This window comes from Devosia aquimaris (assembly GCF_020169335.1).
In the GTDB taxonomy this organism is placed as follows: Bacteria; Pseudomonadota; Alphaproteobacteria; order Rhizobiales; family Devosiaceae; genus Devosia; species Devosia aquimaris.
Window position 1 is genome coordinate 2632378 of sequence record NZ_JAIEZN010000001.1, and the last position, 23949, is coordinate 2656326.

Below are 23949 nucleotides of genomic sequence, written 5' to 3' on the forward strand. Positions count from 1 at the left end.
ATGGTGCCTGTTGTACAACGGCACCACTACTGCCCAGGAAGACAATGATGACCGCCAACGTGCTTTGCCTGTCCCGATCCTACCTTTCCAATCTGCTGCCAAGGCTGGGAAAGCTGGATGCGGATGCGCAGTATTTTCATATCGTGCAGAGCGATGCAGAAGAACGCGCAGTTAAAGCAGCCGGCGGCACAGTGGTGCTGAACCTGGAGGCTGTCGTGCGACAGCACTTCAGTTCAACTCAGCCTGCGCAATGGCGCGAGCCGGAAGATTTCCGAGACGTGACGGGGTTTGGCTGGTCAGCGCTCTATTCGGACCGCAACCTGCCCGACCTGCCGGCCCGAAAGCGCGAGAAGACCGCGCGGATCGTCTTTGACGCCGTCGCTGCGCTGTTCGCGGAACGCCACTACGACGCCTTCGTCAGCGAGCCCGTGGCCATCTTCATCACGCACATTGTTTTCTATTTCTGCCGCAAGACCGGCACCCGCCCCCTCCTGTGGGCCAATACATACTTTCCGGACTATTTTTATTTTGCCGACGCCACCAACATCTCGGTACCGACACCGATTGCCGGCGCCCCGAACACCAGCCCCGAGCTGCGCAAGACAGTTGAATCCTATGCCCATGGCGTGATTGGCGACCGGGTCGGCCCGGCCTATCACCATGCCTTTGCCAGCAAGGCCAGCAAGCCCCAGCTGGACTATCTCAGCCAACGCAAGGGTGAGCGACCGCTGGTGCTGCGTCCGGGCCTGACCAGTATCGGCCTCCAGTTCGCCCGCATGATGCGCGCGCACATCAAACGCCTGACCTTCCCGTTCCGCGGGGATTACATGACCGCGGGGTCGGCCTCAGAGCATCGTGCCTATATGCGCTATCTGCTCACGCCGTCCTATGTCTACGATGCCCTGCCCGACAGCTTTGCTGCCACCAATGTGGTCTATCCACTGCAGTACGAGCCGGAAGCATCCCTGATCTATTTCGCGCCAGAGATCGTCAGCCAGATATCGTTTGTCGAAACCATCCTGCGCGCCCTGCCCAGCGACCGGCTCCTGTGGGTCAAGGAACATCCGAACCAGTTCGGCGCCCTGGGCGAAAAGCCCTGGCGCGCGTTGCGGGCCAAATATGGCAACCTGCGCTTCATCCACGGTCGGCAAAGCGGCCGCGAACTGATCAAGCGTTGCGGCGCCGCTGTAAGCATTTCGAGCAGCATGGGCATGGACGCCCTCTTGCTTGGCCGCAAGGTGATCGTCGCCGGTCGGGTCTTCTACCGCACTTTCACCGGCGCCATACCGGTCTCTTCGCATGACGAGCTTGCAGTTGCGCTGAATCGCGCTGAAACCTACGAGCTCAGCGACAACGCCGACGCCAATATCGAGGAACTCATCGCGTTTGGCCGCAACGCCTATCCCGGCGACCCCCAGCCATCTGATGTCCTGTTCACCGAGGAAAACCTGCACGCCCTCTCGGAGGCAATTCGAGCCGAATATCGAGCGGGAACAGCCAAGTGAAGCAGATCCTGAAAAAGCTCTGGATGATCGAGAGCCAGATCCGGGGGCACATCCGCGTCTCCCGCTTCTTCTGGTTCCGGGTGCCGTTCATCGGCCGTCCGATCTCCATGATCCTGGATCGGCTCATGCTGGTTTGCTACGGCGTGGACATGATGTCCTCGTCCATCGATGTCAAACGCCTGTCGATCAGCCATCCGAACGGCATTTTGCTCGGCGGCAACGGCGTGGTGTCGTCTGGTCGGGTTGCCGTCATGGCTGGCGTCTCGCTGGTAGCACGCAGCCCTTCCGACCCAACCTATCTTGAACGTCACAAAACCAGATCCGTCTTTCGTTTTGGCGATAATGTGGTAATCGGAGCAGGTTCGGTCGTGGTCGGCCCGATCGATATTTGCGACAATGTGATCATTGGTGCGATGTCGCTGGTGAACAAGTCGATTTCAGAACCAGGCATCTATGTCGGAGTGCCGGTTCGCCGAGTGAAAGACCAGGCATCCGACGAATGGGTCCAGTCCGGTGATGCAAAGGAACACTAAGTGACAAGTCTACGAGACATCGGAAGCTTTATCCGCTGGCGGCTCATCCCGGTCCGCTATGCGACCATGCTGATGGAATATGGCAAGCACGCAGGTGCGCAGCGCGCTGGCGTGAGCAAGACCACGGGCATTCTCGACGAACAGGGCTATCACGCCGGTCCCACGCTCGATGCCGAGACGGTCGCTGCCCTGCGCGAGATCTATGTGCCTCGCGGCGCGCTGGTGGTTCCCAAAGACCGCGGCGCACCGTTTGTGAACCTGGTCAAGCCGGAAGACTTCACCGTCGACAATCCGCTGATGAAAGTGGCCTTTTCCCAGGAAGTACTCGACCCCGCCATCGACTATTTCGGTGGGCGTCTGACCCTGGACAGTATCCAGGTGCTCTACTCTTATCCGACCGAAAAGCTGCGCGAGAGCCAGTTCTGGCACAAGGACTACGGCGACCGGAAGTCGTTCCACTGTGTGGTCTATCTCAATGACGTCCTCACGGACGACAAGGGCCCCTTCGTCTTTGTGGACAAGAACGACACCAAACGCATTCGAAAGTCGATCGCAATCCGCCGGCTTTCGGACGACGAGCTCAAGGCCGAGCTCGGCAATGGTCAGATCCGGACGTTCTACGGCAAGGCTGGAGAATCGGTGCTGGTCGACCCGGCAGTCTGCTACCACTACGGCAGCCGTTGCACGTCTGAGCCGCGCTATGCGATCTTTGTGACCTTCAATTCACAGACCCCCTTCGTGCCGGCAAACCCGCAGATCCTCGACAATGCCGAGCGTCTCGCAGAGGTTGGCGCCAAGCTGCGTCCCGATCTCAACCCGCGTTTCCTGCGGAACATCTTGCGGCTGAATTGAGCGCAACAGCACGCCGGGCCGGGCGGCCACACAGCCCGGGCCCGGCGTCTGTTCCAACTTCTCATTCCATTCAGATCTGGCACATGGCGTGAAACGGTATTTTTTCTGGATGCTGTTTGCATCCGGCCTGGGTTTCACCAAAGTCCTGGCCCTCGCCCAAATCATGTCGCCCGCCAATCTGGGCAGCTATGTTTCGGTCATCGGCGTGGCTGTGCTCAGTGGCACCCTGCTTAGCTTCGGCCAGATCGAAGGCACCACAAAATACTATCCTCGTCTCTGGCTCACGCGCGACTACGCGCGGATCACCGAAAGCGTGCGGCTGATTGCGCTCAAGCTTGGGATTCGCTTCGTCCTGGCAACCTTGGCTGGCGCGGTTGCCCTGTTCCTGTTCAAGATCGACAATCCCGTGCTCACCGCCGTAACGGCGGGTGGCATCGGTCTGTGCAGTGCCTATCTCGCCCTGGCTGCATCACTGCTCCGCGCCGCCGAGAATGCCAATGTGCTGCAGGCCTTCAATCTCGTTCGCAACGGCACGGCCATCCTTCTCGCCTGTCTGGGCGGTTGGATGTTCGGTTGGACGGGTGCGATGGTCGGCGACCTGGTCGCCGCCGCCAGCTCCCTGCTTTACGCCATCGTCAGCATTCGTAGCCTGATCAGGCAACACGCTGGCGACCAACTGGTCGAGCCACAGGTCGACACCGTTAGCAAGACCGGCGGTGGCAAGCTTTACCTGGCCTATCTGCTGTCCTCGTCCACCCAATTGCTCGACCGCGGCGCCATCAACATTATCCTGGGCGCCGCCGCGGCCGGCTCCTACGGCATCGTCGCCCTGATGTTTCAGGTTGGGCAGTTGGTCATCAACATCTTTGCGCAACGCGCCGGCCCCCGTGTCATCAAGTCCGCGCGAACCAATGCCATCGGTTCGGGCCGCATCGAGAGTGTGCGCAAGCCGGTGCTGGGCATGGCCGCGCTATCGGTCGCACTGGCATGCGGCATGTTGGCTGCACGGGCCCTGGACCTGCCATTCGGGTTCTTTGAGCGCTACCAGATTTCCTGGGAGGCAATCCTGCTTGGTGGCGGCGTCTGCTTCATGCAGATCTTCAGCCTGCTCGAGTTCCACCTGATCGCTCATGACCGCGAGAAGGACGTCCTGCTCGCCAGTGCCATTGCAACGGCAACAATGGCTCTGCTGTTTGGCGCAGCGTGGTATTTGGGCTTGGCGCTCGAGTGGTTTATCCTTGCCGTACTGGTCGCCCGCACGCTGCACGCAGCAGTTCTTTGGAGAATGATGAATGGCCGACGCGCTGCTGGCTGACGAGCATGGCTCATCATTGACCCGGATGCGATGGCTGGCAGCGGCGCGCACGACGCTGTTGGTGCTGACCGTGCTGTCCATCACCTTCCCCTATGTGCAGATCATCCCATTGGGCAGCTACACGCAGCCCTATGCCATGGTTCTGGGCATGGTCGTGCTGGTCCTGTCACGCTTGTCGAGTGTGCGCCGCATGCCCTGGCCGGACGCAGTGGCGCTGATCTCGTTCGCAGGACTGGGCATCGTGCTGTTCCTGCTGACCTGCGCACCCTACCGCAATGTGCAGGAATACAAATACCTGCTCAACTACGTCAGCCCGATGATCCTGACCATGGCCTGCTACACCCTGCTTGATTGGGATCGCAGACTGGTGGGGCAGCTTGTGTCGCTGTCCATCCTGATCTGGTTCTGGATCGGCATGACCCAGGCCCTGCTGGACGCCAGCTTCATGACGGCTCTTCTGGGCGAATGGGGCGGGCTGGCCAAGGATATCGCCGCGTCGGGCCGCGGCGCCATCGGCCTGGCGCCCGAACCCACCCATTTTGCATTCCACATGATCCTGCTCGGCGGCAGCGCCATCCTGTTGCGCCAGCAGCGCTGGACAATTGTCCTGGCCGCACTCAGCGTCCTGTTCCTGGCCCGCTCGGCCAATGGTGCGCTGGTGCTCACCTTGGCCCTGGCGATCGCCTTGACGGTCTATCGCCCCCGGCTGGTGGTCTTGGGAATCACGTTATTGCTTGGGTCCATTATGCTGGGCGTCGGCAATGCGATCCTCACCATGGCCGACGGCAACCGCCTGATCACCCTGCTTGGTCGCCTTTTGAGCAATCCCACCATTCTGATCACCGAAGACTACAGCACCAACATGCGTATCGGCGGTGCCATTGCCGGAATGCTGGACAGCATTGAATCCAGCTTCTTCCCCAATGGGCTGGCTGCCCAGACCTGGACGGACGCCCGCCCGCTGCTGATGGAGCGCTTCTCGTTCCTGATGGACATCAGTGGGACCGGTGTGCCAAGTGGCTATGGCGTCCTGCTGTTCCAGGCTGGCGTGCTGGCCTTTCCCTTTATCAGGATCTCCACCATGCGGATCGCAATGACCAAGGCCGATCCGGTTGCGCGCCTGTTCATCTTTGCCGTGCCGGTGGTGTTCTTGTTTCAATACTATATCTCCGCCCCCCAATTTGCCTTGGCCTATGCCGGCGCGATCTACCTCTGGCAGCGAGACGCAAAGGCATGACGAGCACACCGACGCAACGATTTGGCGACCTGCTGCAGCGCGACTGGGCGCACCTGTGTGAGCTGACCGGTCGCCCCGGGCGACCACTCCGCCCCTGGAATGTACTGGGCCCGCGCTTCATGCCGGTTTTCCTGCTGCGCCTGGCCAATGCGCTGCATCGGCACAGGCTGGGCCCGCTGGCCAAGCTGGTGAGCCTGTTCAACTTTCAGCTTTTCGGCATCGAGGTGCCGGCAAGCCTTGTCATCGGTGGTGGCCTCGTCCTGCCGCACACGATCGGAACCGTGTTGGGCGCGGCAACCATTGGCAATAATGTGACGATCTTCCACCAGGTGACACTGGGCGCCAGCGTCGCCGACTTCCAGTACAACCCGGCCAAGCGGCCAGTGGTTGAGGACGGGGTGACCATTGGCGTTGGCGCAAAGGTATTGGGGCCGGTAACGCTGGGAAGCGGCAGCACGATAGGGGCCAATGCGGTGGTGCTGACGTCAGTCCCCGCCGGAGCAACGGCCGTCGGCATTCCGGCCCGATTTGTCCAGACCGGGGCTTCTGCCCCATGAGCACAGGCAGCGGCCGAAACATCGTGCTGGGCAAAAATTCGACGGTCTGGCAGGCGCTTTGCACGGACTCGCGACTGGCGTCGGGATTCAAGGCTATTGGTCACAGCGAACTCGATAGCTTTGCCTTCGCCCCGGGTGACCGGGTGTGGGTCCTGAGCTATGCCCGCGACCTTGATGCCAACCGGGCCATGTTCGCTCGCTTGGCGACCGAAACGGACATCCATGTCTTTTACATCAGCACCGCGACCGCCAATGTCGACGCGGTGACGGACTGCTACCAATATCCCCGGGTCAAGCGCGCCTGCGAGCAGCTTAGCCAAAGCCTGCTCAACGCCCATATCGTCACCATCGGCGTGGTCTATCGCGACCCGTCCGAATTGCCTGGCGGCACGACCATGGCCACCAGCCTGGACGAAATTGCCGCCTTCATGGCAGCGGCAGTCATCGCGGAAGAGTCTGGCGGCATTACGTTGCTGTTCTCCGCCATCACCAGGCCATTTGCCAACGCCCTTGAGCGGTCGGTCCATGCCGGGTATGGCTGGCTCCAAGCCCGCATCGGCTGGCCCTGCCTGCTGCGTCCGGTCGACATCGTTCTACGCGCGCTCGGCTGGCGTTGGTACGGCTACCTGTATTTGAGCAATCGCCTATGGCTTACGACGACATCATAATCGGTTCGGGCCTGAGCGGGCTTGCAGTTGCCATGGGCTTGGATCCCAGCCGCCGCATCCTGGTCCTGACCGAGCCCGAGCCGGCAACGGTGCGCTATTACGACCAGCAGACCAATGTTCCGTCCGGCGTGCGCGGTCCGGGTGGCCTGGGCAACTTCTGGCATGGTGTCATTCCATTTGCCGATGACGTCCCCTTTGCGCCGGATTGCCGCAGCGCATTCGAGACGCTTTTTGCCCATTTCTATCCCGGGGTGGACATCGACGGCCGCTATGGCAGCCGCTGGCTCTTCGTCCCCAGGCAGCCAATCCGCCCCCGGCCTCACTGGGCGCGCCTGGTCGCCGATCGCGGCGACCGCCTGCAACTGCGTCCTCTCGCTGCGGAGCGCTTTGACACCCTTGGCAGTGCTGTCACGGTCCGGGCAGGGTCGGAGACACTGTCTGCCGCCCGGCTCTGGATATGCGCAGGCGCCCTGGATACACCAGCGCTGATAGCGCGCTCGCTGGGTCCGGTGCCGGGCCTTCGGCACACAGCGTCAGATCATGTCATCTGCTATCTTGGGCAGGTCCGTGCCAGCGACGAACCGCAATCGGGCGCTGTACGCGTCGATGTCGAGCGCACGGCCACGGGCTACTGGTTCGCCGCCCTGCCACAGAGCAGCCCGGCCGCGCTCGTCACCGCCAAGCCGGCACGATTCTCCTATCGTCGTCTCGACCACGGCATCGAGCAACGTGCCGCATTCGGCCTGCCCGCAGGCGGCGTCGTCGCCAAGGTCATGCGCGCGCGTTCCCTGGGTTTGATCTCGGAGGCCCTGTTCAACAAGGCCGGCCTCTTCCCGCACGCATCGGTCAACAGTCTTTATGCGCAGATCCCAGTCTCGCAGGCCTATGACCTTGAGCTTGAGACGGGCCGTCTGGCGCCCCGGCTGCAGCATATTCTTGCGACCACGGACGCGGTGCGGGAAAACCTGCAGATCCCCGGCATGCGGTCATCACAGCGGCCAGAGCTGTTTATCCGCGGCATTCATCTGCACGACACGCTTGATGCGGCAGCGATGGCGGCGCACGATATCAATACCGAGCATGCGCGCATTCGCATCTGCGACGCATCAGTGATCGGCCGCATTGGAGGCGAACACCACAGCTTCCACATGATGGCCAAGGCTTTCAAGGCAGCAAGGCAAGTATGACCGACAGCATCAGTTCGTCGCCGACGGTGACCATCATTACGCCGGCCTACAATGCGGAAGGCTTTATTGCCGCAACACTGCGCTCGGCCATCGCCCAGACCTATGGTTCTTTCGAACTACTGGTCCTTGATGACCATTCCAAGGATCGCACGGCAGAAGTCGCAGAAGACTTCGCCCGGCAGGATGATCGGATCCGCGTCATTCGGCTGCCCAGGAACTATGGTGCGCCGGCTGGTCCGCGCAATGTCGGCATCCAGCAGGCGCGCGGCAAGTGGATTGCGTTTCTCGATGCCGACGACATCTGGCATCCCGACAAGCTGCGCATCCAGATCGAGGCGCTCGAAAAGTCCGGCGCCCGCTTCTGCAGCACGCAGATGACGGACTTTGTCGATGAAAGCGAGCTCAAGTTTGGCCCGGTTGGCGCTTACGCCATTCGCCGGATCAGCTTCTTGTCGCAGTTGGTGAAATACCAGACTCCAACCTCCAGCGTCATGGTCGATGCACAGACGCTCAGGGCCACTCCGTTCAACGAAGACCCTGCCTACAAGGCTCGCGAAGATCTCGATTGCTGGCTCAAGTGCCATGAACGGCTCGGTTACAGCATCAAGGTGCAGTATCCCCTGATGGGCTATCGTCAGTCACCCCAGCAGATCTCGGGGAAAAAGCTGCAGATGGTCGGGCGCCACTATCATGTGCTGAAAAAATACCGTCTGGACAACGGGCGCGGCCTCGGGCCAGGCGCCGCATTGTTTACGGCGACGCACTTCCTGTCGGCCCTTCCGGTCCGCTTGCTTGGCGGAGGCGTCTGAGATGGTTCGGGTCCTGATCACCGGTGCCACTGGTTTTGTCGGCGGCCACCTTTTGCGCCTGCTGGGTGGCCGGGAGGGCATCGAGCCCGTCGCCGGGGTCAGGAGAGCCGGACAGGTCGAGGACGGCAGTCCTGTTCTGGTCCTGGGCACCATAGGCGAAGACGCCGTACCCAGCCTCACCGGGATTGACGTTGTTGTGCATTGCGCCGCCCGTGTGCATGTCATGAAGGATAAGGCTGCCGATCCACTGGCCGAGTTCCGCCGTCACAATGTTGCCGGCACACTGCAATTGGCCGAACGCGCGGCGGAAGACGGGGTCAGGCGCTTCGTCTTCCTGAGCTCGATCAAGGTGAACGGGGAAAGCACGCCACCGGGCGCGCCTTTCACGGCCCTGGATGCCCCGGCTCCGGTGGATCCCTATGGCATCTCGAAGGCCGAGGCAGAGGCCGCACTTCGGGCATTGGGTCAGCGCACCGGCATGGAGATTGTCATCGTCCGGCCGGTTCTGGTCTACGGGCCGGGCGTCAAGGGCAACTTCCTCAGCCTGCTGCGCTGGGTCCGCAAGGGCATCCCCTTGCCGCTGGCGGCCATCAACAATCGGCGCAGCCTGGTTTCGGTGACCAATCTGTGTGACCTGCTGGTTGCATGCATCATCAATCCAGCCGCTGCCGGACACACATTTCTGGCTGCCGACGGAGAGAGCCTGTCCACCAGCGGGCTTTTGACGGCCATCGGCGCCAGCATGAACAAGCCAGCGCGGCTCTTCTGGGTTCCTCCCGAGCTCATCGGTCTGGTCGCCAGAGTCGCCGGACGCTATGGCCAGTACCAGCGGCTGTTTGGAACGCTTGAAGTCAGCATTGCTGAAAACAAGACAATCCTGGGCTGGGCGCCGCCACAATCCAGCATCGACGGGCTCCGGGACACCGTGGCGGCCTTTGCGTCCGGTCGGTGAGCCCCGCGCCGATTTACTCCTTTCCTTCATTCACTGCGGTAGTTGCATGCAACCTCTCATCGGCATCGCCCTTGTCGCCATGGCCGCGTTCTTCGGCTACCTCGGGACCCGGCTTGTCGAGCGTCTCGCGCCACAACTTGGTCTGGTGAAGCCCCCCAACGAACGCTCATCACACACCCGGCCCACCCCGCGTGGCGGCGGCATTGCTATTGCGGTTATCACTGTTGGCTCCGCTGCCTGCCTGGCCCTGCTCGGCGCACCGGGCTTCTGGGTCGTCGCCGGCCTGATTCTGGCGATCGGCCTGCTCGGCTTTACTGACGATCTGATGGATCTGTCCCCCGCCTTGCGCTTTCCGGTCCAGATCATTGTCTTCGTGGCGCTGGTGTGGGCCATGGGCGCATTGCCCGCCATTGCCCTACCCTTTGGCCTGGAGATGTCCGGCCTTCCACTCGGCATTGTCGTCACCATCATCGGCCTCTGGTGGCTGAACCTGTTCAATTTCATGGACGGCATAGACGGCATCGCCGGCACCCATGCTATCCTTGTGCTGCTCGGTGCAGTGATCATCTGGGCTATCCAGGATGCCGACGCGGCCCAGGCACCGGTCTTTTGGCTGGCCTTGGCGACGACGGGCGCGACCGCCGGCTTTCTGGTGCGCAACTGGCCGCCTGCACGCATTTTCATGGGCGACGCGGGATCAAACGCGCTGGCCCTGGCTGTCTTTGCCATTGCCCTGGCGACCCTGGGCGCAGGGCAGATCGGCTATCAAGCCTGGCTCATCCTGCCAGCAGCATTTGTCGTAGACGCCACCGTGACCCTGTTGCGCCGCACGGCGCGCAGAGAGCGCCCCTGGCGAGCCCACCGCAGCCACGCCTATCAGCAGCTGTCGCGCGCCTGGGGCCACAAGCGCACCACCATTGTCTATTGTCTGCTGACGGCAGCCTGGTGCTTTCCGCTCGCCCTTGCCGCACAGCTCTGGCCCGGCATCGCATGGCCGCTTGTGCTCGTGGCATACGCGCCGCTGATCGTCTTCTGCCTGTGGGCCGGCGCCGGTCAGGAGAGCCCCTAACCCCTCAGTCCCGCCCGAACCGCACGCGTGACTTTACCACGTGGCTGCGCATGGCCGCTTCGGCGGCGTCGGGGTTGCGCTGGCGGATGGCGCTGACGATGGCGTCATGCTCATCCACCGCCGCATTGGTCGCCTTGGGCGTGGCCACCAGGCGGAACAGGTGCACATGGGTGTGCAGCCGCGACAGCGCAGCGATCACCAGGTCATTGCCGGCGCTGGCGGCCAGCTGGTCGTGGAACACCATGTCGAGCTGGGCGAACTTGGCGTAGCTGCCCAGGGTCTCGCCTGTCGCCAGCGCGCGCATGTCGGCGCACAGCCCCGCCAGCTCGTCGATCATGGCGTCGTCCATCAGCAGGGCGCATTGCCGCGCCACAAAGGGCTCGAGCAGCAGGCGCAGCTGATAGAGATCGGCAAACTGCTTGCCGCTGAGCTGCGGACTGGCGCTATAGCCCACCAGATGGGTCTTGTGCACCAGGCCCTCGGCCTCAAGCCGCGCCAGCGCCTCGCGCACCGGCGTGGGCGATACGCCCAGTTCCCGCGCCATGGCATCCACCGAAATGCGGGTTCCTGGGGCGATGTCGAGCGTCATGATGCGCTCGAAAATGGCGCTATAGACCTCGTCGCCCAGCCGCGCCGGACGCCGCAACAGCCCGGCCACCGCACTGGGCACGCTCATCGGCCGCGCCCCTGCGCGCGATGGATGGAGGACGGCGCACCCTGCCCGGCCCCAATTGTCGTGACACGCCCCATGTCGGCACCCTGCATACTCAGCTCGCCATTGCCATAGGCTGCCGCGCGGCCCAAGGCAACGCGCCACATGCGCACGGCGTCCCAATTCGCTCGCCGGCCGGCGACCAGCCCGGCAAACGCGGCGCCAAAAAGGGAAAAGCCCAGCGAACCGTGTGGGTTCACTGGGCTTTTTTGGTTGCGGGAGCAGGATTTGAACCTGCGACCTTCAGGTTATGAGCCTGACGAGCTACCGGGCTGCTCCATCCCGCGTCAAAGTCGATAACAATGCCAGATTGGCGGTCATCTGTGCGGCCGGTGCCGCGACGTGATGGGTATATAGGGGGTATGGACGGATTGCTCAACCCCCCAAATGGCCATGCGTGACGGTTTTTTGACGCCGGCAATTTCTGTGCGCAAAACCTACCATTTTGCGCACCATCGGTTAGTGTCGGGCCACTTTCCGCCAGCAACCGAGATTCCCACCCATGAAACTGAAGACGCTTGGCCGCACCGACCTGCGGGTCACCGAACTCTGCCTGGGCACCATGACCTGGGGCAGCCAGAATACGGAGGCCGAGGGCCACGCCCAGATCGATATGGCGCTCGAGGCCGGGCTCAACTTCATGGATACCGCCGAAATCTACGCCGTGCCGCGCAGCCCCGAAACCTCGGGCCGCACCGAGGAGATCATCGGCAGCTGGTTCCAGAAAACCGGCAAGCGCGACAAGTGGATCCTGGCCTCCAAGATCGCCGGAGGCGGCGTCGATTTCATGCGCGGCGGGTCGCGCGCCAGCGCCGATACCATCCGCCAGGCGGTTGATTCGAGCCTCGCCCGGCTCAAGACCGATCATATAGATCTTTACCAGATCCACTGGGCCTCGCGCGGCAGCTATAATTTCGATGGCTCCTGGACCTATGCGCCGCACACCCAGGACACCACCGACGTGCTGGACAATATCGCCGATATGCTCGAGGGCCTCGACGGCCTGGTCAAGGCTGGCAAGATCGGCCATGTCGGCGTCTCCAACGAGACCACCTGGGGCATTGCCCAGTGGCTGCGCATCGCCGCCGAGCGCAATCTGCCCCGCCTGGTTTCCGTGCAGAATGAATACAACCTCATCCGCCGCCAGTTCGACCTCGACATGGCCGAGCTCAGCCACCATGAGCAGGTGGGGCTTCTGGCCTATTCTCCGCTCGCCGGCGGCATGCTGACCGGCAAATACCAGAATGGTGCCGTGCCCGCCGGCAGCCGCGGCGACTACCAGAAGGGCTTCTGGCGCTACAATCCGCACTCCGAAGCGGCCACCGCGGCCTATATCGATCTGGCGCAGCGCCATGGACTGGACGTGGCCCAGATGGCCATTGCCTTCACGCTCACGCGGCCCTTCACCACCTCGACCATCATTGGCGCAACCAGCACCAGCCAGCTGGCCAATGCCATTGCCGCCGCCGACCTCACCCTGTCGGAGGCCGTGCTGGCCGAGATCGACGCCATCCACCGCCGCTTTCCGCGCACCATCTGATCAACCGGCTTGCCCGCCGTCCGCGGCGGGACCAGAGTTCAAGGCCCGTTCCGGAACCCGACCATGTCCATCACGCTGATCTCAACCTTTTTTCCCCTGCTGTGCTACCTGGCCTATAATCTGGTGGTGCCGCAGGTGGAAAAGCTGCGCCCCTCGCTGTCGGTGATCATGAACATGCAGCGCCGCCGCTGGGTGGCCAATGCGGCCCGCCGGGAATCGCCCTTCGACGCCATCCTGTCCGGCAACATCATGGGCTCGGTGAGCTTTCTGGCCTCGACCTCGGTGCTGCTGATCCTGGCGGTGTTCACCGTCTTCGGTCAGGTCCCCGCGCTGATGGACGCGTTGCAGTCGCTCTCGCTGGACCGCGTCTACACCACGCTCGATGTGCAACTGCACCTGGTGGTGATGCTGGCCATGTTCGTGTTGGCCTTTTTTGCCTTCACCCTGTCGCTGCGCCAGTTCAACCACTACTGCATCATGCTGGGCGCCATCGACCATGCCCATGGCACCTCCGAGGAGGAGATCGATGCCATCACCCGCATGAACGCCCTGGGCGCCCGCAATTTCAACAGCGGCATCCGCTGCTACTATTTCTCGGTGGCGGCCGTGGCCTGGTTCGTGTCCGAATGGCTGCCCATCGTCGCCTGCGTGGTCACCGTGCTGATCCTGGCCCACCGCGAGTTCTTCTCTTCCTCGCACCGCACGGCAGCCTCGGTGGCCGTCATGGCAGTGCGGCGGCAACAGGCCCATGGGCACGGGCAGCCGCCGGCTGCAGTTGCCGACGCAGATAAGTCGTCACGTCTTTGAGCACGGGCGCGCGCCAGCGCAGCGGCCGCGACAGCGCCAGCAACGGACCGGGGTGCCCCAGTCCCTCATAGTGCCGCTCCTCCACCGCCACGCCGAGCGTCGCCAAGCGCCGGGCCAGTTCCACCGTATTGCGCGGATAGACCAGCGTGTCCCTTTCACCGGTGGCCAGGAACATGGGCGGCGCATCCGGCCCGACATGGCTGATCGGCTGGGTGGTCATCGGCTCGCGAACCGCCCCGAACGTGCGCATGCTGATCGCGCCATCGAAGGGAAAGAAATCGTAAGGGCCCGACAGCCCCACAAGGCAGCGCACCCGCGCCCGCAGCGCGTCGGACAGGTAGCGCCGGTCCAGCGCCAGCATGGCCGCATTATAGGCCCCCGCCGAGTGGCCCATCAGCGCAATCCGCGTGGGGTCGCCGCCATGGCGGGCGATGTTGTCCACCACCCAGCCAAAGGCCAGGGCGCAATCCTCGACAAAGCCCGGGTATTCAACCTCTGGCACCAGGCGGTAGTCCGCCACCACCGTGAGGAACCCCTGCGCCGCCAGCGCCCGGCCGGCAAAGCTGTAGTGCTGCCGGTCCCCTTCCGCCCAGGACCCGCCATAGACGAACATCACCACGGGCAGGCCGGCAGTCGGCACGCCATCGACCCGCCGGGGCGCATAGAGATCAAGCCTGTGCCGCTCGGCCGGGCCGAATGGCAGGTCGCGCGCCACGGCATGCGACGCTGAATCCTTTGGCAGCAGCGCATTGAGGACGCCCAGGATGGAGATAGCCACAAATAGTCCCTCTGTTAGCAAGTCAGAAACGATCAGAACACGGCGAAGGTTTCACGTCGCCAGATTGTGGCAAACAATTCATGCGGAATTAATGCCTCAGCGGCAGGTTTGAAACAGATGTGCGCAGGAGCGCACGCACGATAGGGCGATCCGCAGTTCACGCAATGCCGCACAACCAGCCCAGGACACCGACAGAAAGTCGCACGCTCGACCCGGCCATGCGGGCGCTGGTGGGGCGCTATGACCACGTCACCGGCCTGCCCAACCGCCGGCAGTTTGTCGAACACCTCGACGAACTCGCCCAGTTGCAGACGCCCAACCTGCTCATGCTGATCACCCTCACCGATGCGCGGCAATACAACGAGATGCTGCGCGCCCTGGGCATTGCCTTCTGCGAGGACCTTGTCCGCGCCGCGCTGACGCGGCTGCAGCGCCTGGTGGAGCCTGACCAGACCGTGTTCCACGTCAGCCTGCTCAGCTTCGCGCTCACCCTGCCGGTCGATGATCCGCGCGCCATCCCGCCCCTTGCCCAGGAGATCGCCACCGCCTTTGGCGACACGCTGACGATCGACGCCATTCCCGTGCGCATCCATGTCGGCGTTGGCCTGTTGCCCTACAATCCGCAAACGGCGCCCGCCGAAGCGCTGCGCGCCGTCCTGGTGGCCGCGCAGGACAGCCGCCTCATCGCCAGCCATGTGGCCTTCTACGATCACAAGACCGACGCTGCCCATCTGCGCGCCTTCCGCATCCTGGCCGACCTGCCGCGCGCCATCGCGTCCGACGATCAGCTGAGCCTGCACTACCAGCCGCGCATCAACCTGCAGACCGACCGTTGCCATGCCGTCGAGGCGCTGCTGCGCTGGAACCATCCCGAGCTGGGTCCCATTTCGCCGGCCGAATTCGTGCCGCTGGCCGAACAGACCGCGCTCATCACTCCGCTCACCGATTGGGTGACCCAGCGCGCCATGGCGCAGAACCGCCTGTTCCGCGATGCCGGCCATGCCCTGCGCGTCTCCATCAATGCCTCGCCGGCCAATTTGAGCGAGCTCGGCTTTCACGACGTGTTGCTACATCGCTGCGACATGGCCGGGCTTGACCCCGACCATATCGAGCTCGAGTTCACCGAGGGCATGCTGGCCACTAACACCGGCCGCGCCATCGCCCAGCTCGATCACCTGCGCACGGCCGGGGTGGATGTGGCGCTCGACGATTTCGGCTCGGGCTATTCCAACCTCTCCAATCTCTCCAATATTCCCGCCGACGTGCTCAAGATCGACCAGTCCCTGGTGCGCCCCTTGGTGCAGGCGGGTGATGATGATTTCCTGCTGCGCCAGGTGCTGGCCATCGCCCAGGGCATGGGGTTCCGCGTCTGCGCCGAGGGCATCGAGAGCGCCTATGCCTTTGCACATCTGCGTGAGCTGGGCTGCCAGGAAGGTCAGGGCTATTTCATGGCGCGGCCCATGCCGGCCGACCGCTTGCTCGATTGGCTGGACGCCCGCCATTGACGCTGTGCAGGCCTCGCCTGCGTCAAATGTGACATTGACATTCAGCTAATCGAGTCGCTTTATGCGGCCCGAACCGCAATGGACCCTTCGGCCGCCGATGCTCATTTGCCAGTGCAACATGATCACATCCAAAGAGATTGAGGACATCGTCCTCGATCTGCTGCGTGCCGACCCCTGGCAGCTGGTGGTGCCGGCCAAGGTCTACAAGGAACTCGACCGCCGCGCCAAATGCAGTGGTTGCGTGCCAAATGTGGTGGACATTATTGTCCGGGTGACCGAAAATTACCACGCGAGTCAGGCCCTCCCGCCTGGCGAGCTCGTGACCTTCCAGGCAGGGCTCGAGAAACTGAAGAAACAACAGAGTGGGGTACGCCGTGAAAGGCGAAGCACAGGTCATCGAGCGGCTTAACGACGCTCTCTTCCTCGAATTGGGCGCGGTCAACCAGTATTGGGTTCACTTCCGCCTGCTGGACGATTGGGGCTACAAGAAGCTGGCCGCCAAGGAACGCGCAGAATCCATCGAAGAGATGCATCATGCCGACCGGCTGATCGAGCGCATCATTTTCCTTGAGGGCCATCCGAACCTGCAGCGCGTTGCGCCGCTGCGCATCGGCCAGACCATCAAGGAAGTGCTCGAGGCCGATCTGGCCGGCGAATACGAAGCCCGCACGGCCTACAAGGCCAGCCGCGAGCTCTGCGAAGAGCTGGGCGACTATGTCTCCAAGAATCTGTTTGAGGCCCTGCTGGCCGATGAGGAAGGTCACATCGACTTCCTCGAGACCCAGCTTGAGCTGCTCGACAAGATCGGGCCCGAGAAATACGGCCAGCTCAACGCCGCTTCGGCCGACACGGCCGAATAAGCGCGTCACAGCTGCACGAAAATGCAAGACCCGCGCCCTGGCGCGGGTTTTTCTTTACCCCTGGTCGGGCCAGGCCACGATGGTCAGCTCGGGCCATAGCGCCTTGCAGCGCACGCTCTTGCTGTCATGCGCCGGCCGGTTGTTCAGCACCGGATTGGGCACCATGCGGAAGCTGAACATGTCATCGAGCCCGAAGGGCGCAACGATCTGCAGCCGCCCCGCCCCGTCCAGCCGCGCGCCGACCGCATGCGTCCTGGACGCGAAGCGCTCCAGCATTTCGGCCGATGACCTGAGCGGCAAAAAAGGGATGCCGAACCGCTGTTCGAACCACAGATGCACCCGCGCCTGGTTGCGCAATTGCACCGGTAGCGGCATTGGCCCCAGGGCTCCATCGAGCGCCTTGATCGCCCGGTCCTCCGCTTCCCAGCCGAGGTCGCTGGCATCGAAATAGAACACGTCGATGTCGTTGACGCCGCGCAGTGCGGGCCGCCCGGTCAGCCGGTTCCACACCACATTATAGATAGCGCCGGACACCAGCAGCGCGTCGGGCAGCTCCAGCCGCGCCAGTGCATCGAGCACCTGCATCAGCAAGGGCTCGGACCGGATGATGGCTTCGAGCGCCCGGCGCTGCGTTTCGGCGTCTGCGCCGGCATATTGGAGATGATCGCTCATGCCGCAAGGCTAGCGCGATTCCATGTCAGCGTGTCAGTTCTCGATCGGCTGGAACATGGCGTTGAGCTGCTCGACGATCTGGTCCATCGGCGCAATGGCCTCGGGCAGCTGCTCCGGCGGATCGGGCGCCACGGCCACATAGGGCACCCCGCTGGGGAAGGCGCCGAACATCTGGAAAAAGCTCACCATGTCGTCCAGCACCGGCGCGCGCCAGCGCCACAGCGCCCCCATGGCGATCACCGGCTCCATATGGCCGAAGCCCTCGTAATAGCGCGTGGTGACCCAGACGCCGCTGTCCTTGAGCTTTTGCGCAAAGCGCTGCGTGTTCTGCATGCGCACGATGGGGTCGGTGGTGCCGGTGGCCAGATACATCGGCGGCGTCGCCGCAGTGACCAGGTTGATCGGCTGCGTGCCCTGTGGATTGGGCGCCGAGCCAAAGGCGTTCTGCACCTCGCCATATTCGAACGGATAGAAATCATAGGGACCCGACAGCGCCGCCACGGCCAATATGGGCATGGTTACCCCATATTCGCGCAGGAACGACGGATCGAGCGCCAGCATGGTGGCATTGTAAGCGCCCGCCGAATGCCCCGCCAGGAACAGCCGGCTGGGATCGCCCCCATAGCTGGCGATATTGTCCTGCACCCATTTGAGCGCATTGGCGCTGTCTTCGAGGAACCCCGGATAGGTGACTTCCGGCACCAGGCGATAGTCCGCGATCACCACCACAAAGCCGCGCGAGGCCAGGGCCCGGCCGACGAACTGATAGTCGCTGCGCTCGCCCCGGTTCCAGCCGCCGCCATAGATGAAGAACACCACGGGCGCCGAGGCGCCCCGCTGTTCGGGCGCATAGACGTCCAGCTTGTGCCGGGGGCCATCGGCATAGGCAATGCCGTCGCCCACCTTGGTGGTGCCGCCATCCATGGCGGCCGGCAGGTTGAACGGGTCCATGACCGACAGGGCCATGGCCGGCAAGGGCAGCAGGGCCAGCAGCAATGCAACAAGGGTGGCGGCACGACGAAGCGGCGCGATCAGGCTGAACATCTGAGAAACGATCTGACGGTGAATTCCGGGGAGGATGTGCCGCACAAAGCCGGACATTTTGTGGCGCTGCGGCGCTTGGGCGAGGGCAGGAGATGGGACGATGCCCGGTTCCTGCCCTCTGCTTAAGCCCATCCAGCCTGCCCCCAAAGGGTTACTGAATGGTTAACGAAACCTTAGCGCTTGAGCGCCTGCAACAGCCGGCCGGACACATATCCGTCAGCCGGCACGCCCATCTGCTTCTGCCAGGCCAGCACGGCTGCGCGGGTCTTGGGGCCAACCACGCCATCGGGGCTGCCCACATCATAGCCGGCCCTAGCCAGCAGGGTCTGCAGTTCGGCACGCTGGGCCTTGGTCAGGGCAAAATCCCCTGCCGGCCAGGCGGTTGCAAAGTCACCGCCGCCGATGATGCGATCGGCCAGATGGCCCACGGCCAGGGCATAGCTGTCCGAATTATTGTAGCGCTTGATGACGTCGAAATTGGGCAACAGCAGGAAGGTCGGGCCGCTGGCGCCGGCCGGCATATAGAGCCGCCCTACGTCGCTGGGCCGCGGAAAGGCCTTGCCCGACACGCGCTGGATGCCCATGGCCTGCCACTGGCTCAGCGGCGCCCGCTCCATCTGCCGCGCATGGGCAAAGTCAAAGCCATTGGGCAGCTTGACCTCATAGCCCCAGGTCTCGCCCGGCCGCCAGCCGAAGCTGTGCAGATAATTGGCGGTCGAGCCCAGGGCGTCCTGCACCGAGTTCCAGATGTCCTTGCGGCCGTCGCCATTGTAGTCGACCGCATAGCGCATGAAGCTGGTCGGCATGAACTGGGTGTGGCCCATGGCCCCGGCCCAAGAGCCTACCATGTTATCGGCGCTCACATGTCCATCGGTGATGATGCGCAGGGCCGTGAGCAATTCGTCCTGGAAATAGCTGGCGCGATAGCCCCCTTCGGTCAGGGTCGCCAGGGCATGCACGGTGTTCTCGCCCCCCATGAAGCCACCGTAATTGGTCTCCATGCCCCAGATGGCCAGCACGATCTCGGGTTGCACGCCCCAGCGCTGCTGCGCGCCGCCCAGCGTCTGCTTCCATTCCTGGCGCATGGCCTGCCCCTTGCGGGCCTGCCCGTCGGTGACGCGCTTGTCGATATACTGCTGCACCGTCTGGCTGAATTCGGGCTGCTTGGCCGTCAGCGACATCACCTTGGGCAGGTAGTTGTAGCCGGCAAAGGCCGATTCGAAGGCGGAGCGGCTGACGCCGCGCGCTTCAGCCAGCGGCCAGAGCCGCCGCACGAAGTCGGCGCTGTTGGCAAAGGCCGGGACGATGGCACCCAGGCTGAGTGCAGCGCCGAGCGTCAGGGCGCTCAGGCGACGAAAAATGGGAACGGCCCTGCCATGGGAGATGAACATGACGATCCTCTTGGTCCGGAAAAATGCGCGATACGCTGCCTGCGCCCCTTGTGCCGCAACGGGCGCGTATCACCATTTTAACCCACCAAATTAAGATCGCCTTAAGGCAAAGCCCCCGGCTGCCCTGGGGTCGATCACAATCCCGCCAGTGCGACGGGCCGCCGCAGCGGTCCGCCAATCAGCTCTTGTCTTCGATCGGCAACGGCCCGGCGGCGGCAGGGCGCCCCGGCCCGGCCGGCACATAGGTGACGTGCGGATAGGGGATCTCGATGCCCCGTTCGGAAAACACCGTCTTGAGCACTTCGCTATAGGCGCGTCCGACGCCCCATTGCTTGCCCGGCAGCGTCTTGATGCGGGCGCGCACCACAATGGCAGAGTCGCCAAAGCCGGTGATGCCCTGCATGTCCATTTCGTCCAGGATGCTCTCCTTGTGCTCGGTGGTCATCAGCTGGTCAAAGGCGTCCAGCATGGCCTGTTTGACCTGGGCGATGTCACTGTCATAGGCGACGCCGATCTCGGCCACGTGGAAGGAGAAGCCACGCACCATGTTGCTCACCTGGTCCACCGAGGAGAACGGGATCAGGTGGACCGTGCCACTGAGATCGCGAATGGTCACCGACCGGATGGTGAGCTTTTCCACCACGCCCGATTTGTCGCCCACGGCCACCACGTCGCCTTCATTCATCACGTTTTCGAACTGGATGAAGATGCCCGTGATGATGTCCTGCACCAGCTTTTGCGCGCCAAAGCCGATGGCAAGGCCGATCACCCCGGCGCCGGCCAGCAGCGGCGCGATGTTGACGCCGATCTGCGCCAGGGCCAGCATCAGCCCGAACACCACCAGGGCGATGGTGAAGGCGTTCTTGAACAGGCCCAGCAGCGTCTTTTCCCGAGCGGTCGGCGCCCGGCCGAAATTGGGGTTGAGCCGGTACTCGATCCAGGACGACACCGCCACATAGAGCACCAGACACACCAGCACGATCAGCGCCGCCGAAATCACGGCGCCCGCCAAGGCCTGGCCCTCGTCGGCACTGATCCAGCCGACAAAATCGAACAGCGCCCAGGCCTGGGCAATGGCCACCAACACCCCGGCGATCACCAGCCAGCGGACAACCTGCATCACCGTCGGCACAAAGGCATGCAGCCGCTTCTCCAGCAGCGGCAGGCGCTCCTTGATGTCGCTGGGCAGCGACAGGCCGGTGCTGACAAAGCGGGCGATGAAGCTGACCACCACCGTGCCCACCACGATGGCCACCAGCGATTGCACCGTGGCCGTCAGCATGAAGGGCAGGGCCGTATTGGGCTTGGTGAACCACACCACCAGCAGGGCCAGCAGATAGAGGATGGCGATGCGGTGCCAGTGCTTGGCCAGCAGCACCAGCATCTGCGCATAGCCGTCCTGGCTACGGCGCTCGGCCATGGCCATCAGCCATGTGTGCACATCGTCCCGGTTCTGCAGCACCACGATGATGGCAATGGTCACTGCCGTGGCCATGGCCAGCACCTGCACCGCCGCGGCAATGCCGGGCGCCAGCGTGCCCGCCAGCAGCGGCGCGACAAACAGGAAGCTGTAGCCGAGCAGGGAAATGATCCGCTCGATCCAGAACGACCAATAGGCCGCATTGTCGTCGCTCACCGGTATCGGCCGCAGGCTGCCATAGCGCGGCGACAGCAACAGGCGCACCCCCAGCTTGGTCATCTCCACCAGCAGGAATGCATTGAGCAGCAGGGACTGGTTGATGCCCATCTGGCCCGGAGTGTCGCCGACCAGCGTCAGCGCCACCACATAGCCAATGCCCCAGGCGATCACCACGGCTGCCAGGTCAATCAACGCCGCGCCCACGCCCGAACCGATGCGCATGGCCCAGCCGCGCCCCTTGGCGCGCTCGGCCAGGCCGCGCTGCAGCCAGCCCACCACCAGGCGCAGCACGATGAAGCTGCCGAACAACCCGATCGCCACCATCAGCACGCTGGTCGCCACGGCCATGAAGGCGCTGAAATCGGCGTCGCGCGTGCCACTGATGGCGCTCTGGAGATCCACGAAGACCTTTCCCAGCGAGCGCATCGTAGCCGACACGCCTTCCGCGGCGCTGCGCGTATATTCGGCCACCTGGCGGACAATGCTCAGTTCCACCGGCGCTGCCGCCGGCGTCTCGGCGTCAGACACCGCGCCATCCTGCTTGAGGCGTTCGATCAGCGCCGCCCGCGTCTGGTCGTTCTCGATGATGCGGATCAGCTCGTCGATGCTGGCATCGGCGCTGGGCGTGCTCTCGCTGCTGCTGGTCGTCGATGGCACCGGGCTCTGGGCCTGGGCCAGCCCCGGAAACATCATCAGCAAGCAAACCAGCAGGACAAGACAACGCATTGATCACTCCAGACAGTGGTGGCGATTTCTGACTTGATGGGCGTTGCCGCCGCATCCACACTCGTGGATACGCTGTGTTGCCCACATGGTTCAACCTTTGCACCGGCAATGGGACCAGATCGGGACAATTGACCAGGGAGTGGCGGAATGGACGACACGCTGGAGCATTTTGCCGCCCAGGGCACACCGCCCCTGCCCGCAACTGCCGTCAGCGGCACGCTGGACCATGACGGTGCAAGGCTCTGGTATGCCAGCCTTGGCACAGGTCCCGCCGTCATCCTGCTGCATGGCGGCCTCGGCCATGCCGGCAATTGCGCGTATCAGATCCCGGTCCTGGCCGACGCCGGCTACCGCGTCATTGCACTCGATACCCGCGGCCACGGCCGCAGCACCAGTGACAACAGCCCCTATCACTATAGCCGCCTCGCCACCGACGTGCTGGCGCTCATCGATCACCTCGGCATCCCCCAGGCCCATCTTGTGGGATGGAGCGATGGCGCCTGCACCGCCCTGATCCTGGCCGACGCGCACCCCGACCGCGTGGCAGGGGTGTTCTTTTTTGCCTGCAACATGGACCCCAGCGGCGCCCTGCCCTTCGTGCCGACGCCGGTCATCGGCAATTGCCTGACCCGCCACAAGGCCGACTATGCCGCCCTTTCGGCGACGCCTGGCGATTTTGCCGCCTTCATGGACGCGGTAGGCGAGATGCAGCGCAGCGAACCCAATTACACCGAAGCGGACCTCGCCGGCATCGCGGTGCCGGTCACCGTGGCGCACAGCACGGGCGATGAATTCATCCGCGCCGAACATGCGGCCTATCTGGCGGCAAGCATTCCAGGCGCCCGGATGGTGACGCTCGATGGCGTCACCCATTTCGCGCCGCTGCAACGGCCGGACCTGTTCAATACGGCAGTTCTCGATTTTCTCGCCTGGGCCGGGCCGCGCTGACGCGTCCGCGTCAGAAGCTCACCACATCGGCCAGGCGCCGCAGGAACTGCTTGGCTTCCGCCAGCACAGCCGCCCCCTGGGGATCAATATCATCCTCTTCGGGTGTGGCCGGCACGTGATCGGCCAGGGCCACGATCCGCGACAGCAGCGCCACGCGGACCGCCTCATGCTCCGGCGCCAGCTCGAGATCGGCGGCGGTCATCAGCGCCTGGCGCATTTCCTGCAGCTTGGTCATCAGCGAAAAGCGGGCATAGAGCGCCAGGGCCACCGTCCGGTCGCCGCGCCAGTCCCTTTGGGCAAACATCGCCGTCGCCCGCTGCCCGGCGCCCAGGCAATCGAAAGCCACGCAGCCGTCATAGCCGAGCTCTTCGCGCCGCGCGTGGATCTTGCAGCGGAAATCACTGGCTAGGTGATAGCAGGGCTCGCCGGCGAGCTTGTCGTGGCCGAAGCGATCTGACCGGTCAAAGGCCAGGGCCACGCAGCACAGCCCGGCGCAGCGACTGCAATCGGCCTCGAGATCGGCTTGGCTCATGTGCTTTTGCTATCTTTCGTTTGTTTTGAGTTTTGAAACGCAAAACCCCCGGTGCTTTCGCACCGGGGGTTTGAGTTTCGAGATCGTATAGAGACCATATGTTTTTGGCAG

At 63.5% G+C, this 23949-nt stretch carries 24 protein-coding genes and 1 tRNA gene; 17 read left to right on the top strand and 8 right to left on the bottom strand.

Annotation, left to right across the window (positions count from 1 at the left end; translation table 11 throughout):
* The first annotated feature begins 47 nt into the window (after positions 1–47).
* From K1177_RS12655 to K1177_RS12705, 11 genes are all read left to right on the top strand, one after another.
* Positions 48–1505: a capsular polysaccharide export protein, LipB/KpsS family gene (locus tag K1177_RS12655; protein WP_224703639.1), complete on the top strand. Its 1458-nt coding sequence runs from the start codon at positions 48–50 to the stop codon at positions 1503–1505.
* Positions 1502–2038, top strand: a complete 537-nt coding sequence (locus K1177_RS12660) for an LbetaH domain-containing protein (protein WP_224703640.1) — start codon at positions 1502–1504, stop codon at positions 2036–2038. Before K1177_RS12655 ends, K1177_RS12660 begins: the two co-directional genes overlap by 4 nt.
* A complete protein-coding gene (locus K1177_RS12665) occupies positions 2039–2890 on the top strand; it encodes a hypothetical protein (protein WP_224703641.1) in 852 nt (283 codons plus the stop codon). It begins immediately after the preceding gene.
* Positions 2891–2978: 88 nt separating this feature from the next.
* Positions 2979–4205 carry a polysaccharide biosynthesis protein gene (locus tag K1177_RS12670; RefSeq protein ID WP_224703642.1) on the top strand — a complete coding sequence of 409 codons (1227 nt, stop codon included), beginning with the start codon at positions 2979–2981 and terminating at the stop codon, positions 4203–4205.
* On the top strand, positions 4183–5442 hold the full coding sequence (locus tag K1177_RS12675) for a hypothetical protein (protein WP_224703643.1): 1260 nt from the start codon (positions 4183–4185) through the stop codon (positions 5440–5442). The genes K1177_RS12670 and K1177_RS12675 overlap by 23 nt, the downstream gene beginning before the upstream one ends.
* Positions 5439–5999, top strand: coding sequence for a serine O-acetyltransferase (locus K1177_RS12680; protein WP_224703644.1), 561 nt, complete (start codon positions 5439–5441; stop codon positions 5997–5999). The genes K1177_RS12675 and K1177_RS12680 overlap by 4 nt, the downstream gene beginning before the upstream one ends.
* Positions 5996–6667 (top strand): hypothetical protein, encoded by a 672-nt coding sequence (locus tag K1177_RS12685; protein ID WP_224703645.1) that lies wholly within the window; start codon positions 5996–5998, stop codon positions 6665–6667. Before K1177_RS12680 ends, K1177_RS12685 begins: the two co-directional genes overlap by 4 nt.
* A complete protein-coding gene (locus tag K1177_RS12690; RefSeq protein ID WP_224703646.1) occupies positions 6646–7854 on the top strand; it encodes a hypothetical protein in 1209 nt (402 codons plus the stop codon). The genes K1177_RS12685 and K1177_RS12690 overlap by 22 nt, the downstream gene beginning before the upstream one ends.
* Positions 7851–8663 (top strand): glycosyltransferase family 2 protein, encoded by an 813-nt coding sequence (locus K1177_RS12695; RefSeq protein ID WP_224703647.1) that lies wholly within the window; start codon positions 7851–7853, stop codon positions 8661–8663. The genes K1177_RS12690 and K1177_RS12695 overlap by 4 nt, the downstream gene beginning before the upstream one ends.
* A 1-nt stretch (position 8664) precedes the next feature.
* The gene (locus tag K1177_RS12700; RefSeq protein ID WP_224703648.1) at positions 8665–9615 is read left to right on the top strand and encodes an NAD-dependent epimerase/dehydratase family protein; all 951 of its coding nucleotides are present in this window, start codon (positions 8665–8667) and stop codon (positions 9613–9615) included.
* A 79-nt stretch (positions 9616–9694) separates the two neighbouring features.
* Positions 9695–10684: an MraY family glycosyltransferase gene (locus K1177_RS12705; RefSeq protein WP_224703755.1), complete on the top strand. Its 990-nt coding sequence runs from the start codon at positions 9695–9697 to the stop codon at positions 10682–10684.
* Between the two features lie 4 nt (positions 10685–10688).
* Here the strand turns inward: K1177_RS12705 and K1177_RS12710 are convergent, their stop codons facing one another.
* Entirely contained in the window at positions 10689–11360 is a 672-nt protein-coding gene (locus K1177_RS12710) for a GntR family transcriptional regulator (protein ID WP_224703649.1), read from the bottom strand.
* A 246-nt stretch (positions 11361–11606) separates the two neighbouring features.
* Positions 11607–11683, bottom strand: a tRNA-Met gene (locus tag K1177_RS12715).
* 215 nt (positions 11684–11898) lie between these two features.
* Here K1177_RS12715 and K1177_RS12720 point away from each other — a divergent pair.
* Positions 11899–12936, top strand: coding sequence for an aldo/keto reductase (locus tag K1177_RS12720; protein ID WP_224703650.1), 1038 nt, complete (start codon positions 11899–11901; stop codon positions 12934–12936).
* A gap of 63 nt (positions 12937–12999) precedes the next feature.
* A complete protein-coding gene (locus tag K1177_RS12725) occupies positions 13000–13743 on the top strand; it encodes a DUF599 domain-containing protein (protein WP_224703651.1) in 744 nt (247 codons plus the stop codon).
* Here K1177_RS12725 and K1177_RS12730 read toward each other — a convergent pair.
* The gene (locus tag K1177_RS12730; RefSeq protein ID WP_224703652.1) at positions 13658–14521 is read right to left on the bottom strand and encodes an alpha/beta hydrolase; all 864 of its coding nucleotides are present in this window, start codon (positions 14519–14521) and stop codon (positions 13658–13660) included. The genes K1177_RS12725 and K1177_RS12730 overlap by 86 nt on opposite strands.
* 164 nt (positions 14522–14685) lie before the next feature.
* On the opposite strand from K1177_RS12730, the gene K1177_RS12735 reads away from it, so the two are divergent.
* The 3 genes from K1177_RS12735 to bfr all read left to right on the top strand — a co-directional run bounded on the left by K1177_RS12735 (position 14686) and on the right by bfr (position 16886).
* A complete protein-coding gene (locus K1177_RS12735; protein WP_224703653.1) occupies positions 14686–16026 on the top strand; it encodes a putative bifunctional diguanylate cyclase/phosphodiesterase in 1341 nt (446 codons plus the stop codon).
* Positions 16027–16123: 97 nt separating this feature from the next.
* Positions 16124–16435, top strand: a complete 312-nt coding sequence (locus tag K1177_RS12740) for a (2Fe-2S)-binding protein (RefSeq protein WP_224703756.1) — start codon at positions 16124–16126, stop codon at positions 16433–16435.
* Positions 16401–16886: a bacterioferritin gene (bfr, locus tag K1177_RS12745; RefSeq protein ID WP_224703654.1), complete on the top strand. Its 486-nt coding sequence runs from the start codon at positions 16401–16403 to the stop codon at positions 16884–16886. The genes K1177_RS12740 and bfr overlap by 35 nt, the downstream gene beginning before the upstream one ends.
* Before the next feature lie 54 nt (positions 16887–16940).
* Here bfr and K1177_RS12750 read toward each other — a convergent pair whose 3' ends face one another.
* From K1177_RS12750 to K1177_RS12765, 4 genes are all read right to left on the bottom strand, one after another.
* Positions 16941–17558 (bottom strand): nucleotidyltransferase family protein, encoded by a 618-nt coding sequence (locus tag K1177_RS12750; protein ID WP_224703655.1) that lies wholly within the window; start codon positions 17556–17558, stop codon positions 16941–16943.
* Positions 17559–17591: 33 nt separating this feature from the next.
* Positions 17592–18602, bottom strand: a complete 1011-nt coding sequence (locus K1177_RS12755; RefSeq protein WP_224703656.1) for an alpha/beta hydrolase — start codon at positions 18600–18602, stop codon at positions 17592–17594.
* Between the two features lie 173 nt (positions 18603–18775).
* Positions 18776–19993, bottom strand: coding sequence for a lytic murein transglycosylase (locus K1177_RS12760; RefSeq protein ID WP_224703657.1), 1218 nt, complete (start codon positions 19991–19993; stop codon positions 18776–18778).
* 178 nt (positions 19994–20171) lie between these two features.
* Positions 20172–22358, bottom strand: a complete 2187-nt coding sequence (locus K1177_RS12765; RefSeq protein WP_224703658.1) for a mechanosensitive ion channel domain-containing protein — start codon at positions 22356–22358, stop codon at positions 20172–20174.
* Positions 22359–22505: 147 nt separating this feature from the next.
* On the opposite strand from K1177_RS12765, the gene K1177_RS12770 reads away from it, so the two are divergent.
* Complete coding sequence (locus K1177_RS12770) at positions 22506–23306, top strand: alpha/beta fold hydrolase (RefSeq protein WP_224703659.1); 801 nt, start codon at positions 22506–22508, stop codon at positions 23304–23306.
* A 10-nt stretch (positions 23307–23316) separates the two neighbouring features.
* Here the strand turns inward: K1177_RS12770 and K1177_RS12775 are convergent, their stop codons facing one another.
* Entirely contained in the window at positions 23317–23838 is a 522-nt protein-coding gene (locus K1177_RS12775; protein WP_224703660.1) for a hypothetical protein, read from the bottom strand.
* Positions 23839–23949 lie beyond the last annotated feature (111 nt).

Excerpts from the sequence above, each read along its gene's own strand:
- K1177_RS12710 (WP_224703649.1), bottom strand. The coding sequence starts at position 11,360 with ATGAGCGTGCCCAGTGCGGTGGCCGGGCTGTTGCGGCGTCCGGCGCGG.
- K1177_RS12720 (WP_224703650.1), top strand. The coding sequence starts at position 11,899 with ATGAAACTGAAGACGCTTGGCCGCACCGACCTGCGGGTCACCGAACTC.
- K1177_RS12770 (WP_224703659.1), top strand. The coding sequence starts at position 22,506 with ATGGACGACACGCTGGAGCATTTTGCCGCCCAGGGCACACCGCCCCTG.
- K1177_RS12760 (WP_224703657.1), bottom strand. The coding sequence starts at position 19,993 with ATGTTCATCTCCCATGGCAGGGCCGTTCCCATTTTTCGTCGCCTGAGC.
- K1177_RS12655 (WP_224703639.1), top strand. The coding sequence starts at position 48 with ATGACCGCCAACGTGCTTTGCCTGTCCCGATCCTACCTTTCCAATCTG.
- K1177_RS12690 (WP_224703646.1), top strand. The coding sequence starts at position 6,646 with ATGGCTTACGACGACATCATAATCGGTTCGGGCCTGAGCGGGCTTGCA.
- K1177_RS12700 (WP_224703648.1), top strand. The coding sequence starts at position 8,665 with ATGGTTCGGGTCCTGATCACCGGTGCCACTGGTTTTGTCGGCGGCCAC.
- K1177_RS12750 (WP_224703655.1), bottom strand. The coding sequence starts at position 17,558 with ATGAGCGATCATCTCCAATATGCCGGCGCAGACGCCGAAACGCAGCGC.
- K1177_RS12675 (WP_224703643.1), top strand. The coding sequence starts at position 4,183 with ATGGCCGACGCGCTGCTGGCTGACGAGCATGGCTCATCATTGACCCGG.
- K1177_RS12695 (WP_224703647.1), top strand. The coding sequence starts at position 7,851 with ATGACCGACAGCATCAGTTCGTCGCCGACGGTGACCATCATTACGCCG.
- K1177_RS12725 (WP_224703651.1), top strand. The coding sequence starts at position 13,000 with ATGTCCATCACGCTGATCTCAACCTTTTTTCCCCTGCTGTGCTACCTG.
- K1177_RS12775 (WP_224703660.1), bottom strand. The coding sequence starts at position 23,838 with ATGAGCCAAGCCGATCTCGAGGCCGATTGCAGTCGCTGCGCCGGGCTG.
- K1177_RS12740 (WP_224703756.1), top strand. The coding sequence starts at position 16,124 with ATGCTCATTTGCCAGTGCAACATGATCACATCCAAAGAGATTGAGGAC.
- K1177_RS12755 (WP_224703656.1), bottom strand. The coding sequence starts at position 18,602 with ATGTTCAGCCTGATCGCGCCGCTTCGTCGTGCCGCCACCCTTGTTGCA.
- K1177_RS12680 (WP_224703644.1), top strand. The coding sequence starts at position 5,439 with ATGACGAGCACACCGACGCAACGATTTGGCGACCTGCTGCAGCGCGAC.
- K1177_RS12705 (WP_224703755.1), top strand. The coding sequence starts at position 9,695 with ATGGCCGCGTTCTTCGGCTACCTCGGGACCCGGCTTGTCGAGCGTCTC.
- K1177_RS12735 (WP_224703653.1), top strand. The coding sequence starts at position 14,686 with ATGCCGCACAACCAGCCCAGGACACCGACAGAAAGTCGCACGCTCGAC.
- K1177_RS12765 (WP_224703658.1), bottom strand. The coding sequence starts at position 22,358 with ATGCGTTGTCTTGTCCTGCTGGTTTGCTTGCTGATGATGTTTCCGGGG.
- K1177_RS12685 (WP_224703645.1), top strand. The coding sequence starts at position 5,996 with ATGAGCACAGGCAGCGGCCGAAACATCGTGCTGGGCAAAAATTCGACG.